Source organism: Vibrio sp. 070316B, from assembly GCF_013114115.1.
In the GTDB taxonomy this organism is placed as follows: Bacteria; Pseudomonadota; Gammaproteobacteria; order Enterobacterales; family Vibrionaceae; genus Vibrio; species Vibrio chagasii_B.
In genome coordinates this window covers 1-2,388 of record NZ_VTYC01000062.1, presented here as the reverse complement: position 1 = coordinate 2,388, position 2,388 = coordinate 1, and the positions used below count along the sequence as shown (strand labels likewise).

At 39.2% G+C, this 2,388-nt stretch carries 3 protein-coding genes; 1 reads left to right on the top strand and 2 read right to left on the bottom strand.

All coding sequences use genetic code 11. The features are described from left to right. Positions 1-30: 30 nt before the first annotated feature. Positions 31-396: a phage protein gene (locus F0251_RS24140; protein WP_171731974.1), complete on the top strand. Its 366-nt coding sequence runs from the start codon at positions 31-33 to the stop codon at positions 394-396. Between the two features lie 211 nt (positions 397-607). On the opposite strand, the gene F0251_RS24135 is transcribed toward F0251_RS24140, so the two are convergent. Further along, entirely contained in the window at positions 608-1,258 is a 651-nt protein-coding gene (locus tag F0251_RS24135) for a hypothetical protein (protein WP_171731973.1), read from the bottom strand. 66 nt (positions 1,259-1,324) lie between these two features. Next, on the bottom strand, positions 1,325-2,011 hold the full coding sequence (locus F0251_RS24130) for a hypothetical protein (RefSeq protein ID WP_171731972.1): 687 nt from the start codon (positions 2,009-2,011) through the stop codon (positions 1,325-1,327). Positions 2,012-2,388: the final 377 nt, after the last annotated feature.

Sequence of the window (2,388 nt, the reverse complement as noted above, 5' to 3'; positions counted from 1 at the left end):
TGCAACCTCTTGTATTTAGAGGTTTTATCATTGAAGTATCGCGAAATGAGTAAGAATTACATTTTTCGAGAGTTAGAGTGCCAAATGACCAAGGAAGAGGTCGCGGAACTGTGTTTTAAAACTGTGAGAACGGTCACGGGTTGGGATGAAGGAAAGCCTATACCTCCAGAGTGCAAAAGACTAATGAGAATGGCAAAAGGTCGAGAACTAAGCATTTGTGAAGAGTGGGAACAGTTCAAAATGTTATACGACAGGATGGAACTGCCTACTGGTCAAGTGGTGAGGCCGCAGCAAATACTAGCAGGTATTGCACTATTGGGAATTCAGTCTGAGCTAGAGATTAAGACTTCCACACATTTACTTGGTCTCGCTAGGGCAATAGCAAAAATCAAGTAACAAAAAAGGCTCCGTGAAGGAGCCTTTCTAATTTATTTGGTCTTTTTCGGCGTTGATGGTATTCCATCTTTAACGAATCTAACTCCCGAAGGTGGCTTCGGTGGAGGAGGTGGCGAAGCCGGTTTTTTTTCAGTCATTCGTTTACTTTCCTTTAGGGGATTGTGGCGGGTTCTTTGCAGAAAACGGCTTTTCTACATTACTTTTTACACTCCTAATACCTGACGGTTTTGGGGGCGGGGATGGTTTCTGTGTTTGTTGCGTTGAGTCGCTCGACATAATTATAGGCTCCAGTGAGATTTTTCTCTTCGATTAAAATAGGTTTTGTAGGGTGTGTTAAATCCAGCTTGAAATACACAAAAATGATAAAAGCTATAACGAATGGAACGAATGAGATAACCATCCATTTCGTTGATTCAAAAGACTTCTGTGAGCGAGCATCATTTAACAATGCATTATGGTGCGTAGAGTTTATCAGGTTTTCTTTAATGAATTTATTAAGTTCAAGTTCAGCTGGATTATCACCGTCATGATACTTTGCATAGTAGGTATGCATTTCCTGATAGTAATCATCAAAAACCTTCGGGGTTTCTATGTATTGATATACGTTCCCATAAAAGCTAAAAACTGAATACCTGAGGCTCATACCAAGAAGAAAAAGGTAGATGGCAACAAAAAAATAATAAGAGTAGGAAACAAGAGGATCACCACTATCATCGACCACTTGAACCATGTATGAGGTCAAGTTTAGCCAAGCAAACGCAAAGACAATTAGCGCTTGTAGCTTAAGGTCTATTTTTTGTTTCATCTCTAATTCGTGATAGTACTGCTTCTCATAAAAAACAAATTTATTATCATTATACATATGCAAGTAAAGCCTTAAATAGGCTCCGTGTGGAGCCTGTTTTTCTCTTCAAATTACCTATCCAAATTATGAGAAATAGGTTGCTAAATTGCTAATGATCGGAGTTCCTACAGTAACAATGCCAGAAGTAACATTGAGCCATTTTACTAAAGCTGATTGGGATATCTTGTCGATTACAGTTTGGCTATCTTTAGTTCTATCATTGCGAACGATTTTAGCAACTTCAAGAAGCAACTCTTGAGGTGTGTCTTTCGGTAATCCAAGTTCTGATAAGTCTGATTCAGGAATGTAAAAATCGAAACCAATTTTTATATCCTCAAAATCACAATTATCTACATCAACCATCATTTGTTCTGGTGCTCTAACGGCAGTACCAACCCTTTTAAAATTACTATTTTTTATGTTTAGCGGCATTTCTATTTCCTTGTTAGCATTACTTCTTACGTTAATTCCCATATTACAATTCGTGACAGCAAGACGATCAATATCAATAGAGGAAGCTGAATCCATATCTACTGCTGTACCACAGTTTGTTATTTGGCAATCTTTGATACTAATAGTACTGTTTCTTGAAACTATGCCTTTTGATTGCGTTCTTCTTGCTAATAGTGACTCAACAAAGTGGATTACTTCGACCTTATTTAAATAATGGGTCAAGACATCAGATAGACAGCCGGGAGGCGGTCGTCTCTTGGTTACTTCGTAGAGAGTTAAATAACAACGAACAGCGTAGCAAATAGGTGTAACTTTCATCGTATACCTTTCTAAATCGACGCATAAACAACATACTGTTTATGCCAGCTGTTAGCAACAGGTGGCATAAAGGATTTTATCGATTTAGTTCACAATATAAGTTGATACATCACATATAGTTAGTGAGTTAGGTTAACTAATCGCTGATAGTTATGTCGAATTTACCCCCGTGATACAACACGGGGGTTGGCTTCCTCCCGCCGCGCTCGTCCTCCTCAGTCTTCGTCGTCCTCACTTGTTGTCCGTCAGCACTAGAAAGAGATCCTTTTCGGCACTCAAATGATCTTAAAGAGAGCCAGTGAACACAAAAAGGCCTTACCGATGTGGTAAGGCCTTAAAGAGCGATTCTGGCAGGATGAGGGAGGGTGCGGCTCAAT

What these genes read in the sequence shown, in the direction of transcription:
- F0251_RS24135 (WP_171731973.1), bottom strand. Translation starts at nt 1,258, where the DNA reads ATGTATAATGATAATAAATTTGTTTTTTATGAGAAGCAGTACTATCAC.
- F0251_RS24130 (WP_171731972.1), bottom strand. Translation starts at nt 2,011, where the DNA reads ATGAAAGTTACACCTATTTGCTACGCTGTTCGTTGTTATTTAACTCTC.